The sequence below is a fragment of the Paraburkholderia sp. SIMBA_053 genome (assembly GCF_046534895.1).
Classification (GTDB): Bacteria; Pseudomonadota; Gammaproteobacteria; order Burkholderiales; family Burkholderiaceae; genus Paraburkholderia; species Paraburkholderia caledonica.
Genome location: NZ_JAWRXU010000972.1, coordinates 1 through 261, shown reverse-complemented (window position 1 = coordinate 261; position 261 = coordinate 1). Strand labels below are relative to the sequence as shown.

Below are 261 nucleotides of genomic sequence, written 5' to 3'. Positions count from 1 at the left end.
CGTATCGGCAATTGCCCGACGAACAGCGCGCGCAGTTCCTCGATGCCATCGCGCAAGCGATCGTCGATCTCGGCGCGGTGCTGACGGAGCGCGCCCATCTGGAAACGGGCTTGCCGCTGCCGCGTCTCGAAGGCGAGCGCATGCGGACCGTCGGTCAGCTGAAGCTGTTCGCGAGCCTCGTGCGGGACGGCCGCTGGCACGGCGCTGTGATCGATGCGGCGCAACCGGAGCGCACGCCGCAGCCGCGGCCCGATCTGCGTC

The 261-nt window shown here is 70.1% G+C and carries 1 pseudogene; it reads left to right on the top strand.

Annotated features, from left to right (window positions below):
* Positions 1 to 261, top strand: a pseudogene (locus SB753_RS38495) (aldehyde dehydrogenase (NADP(+))); the annotation flags it as partial.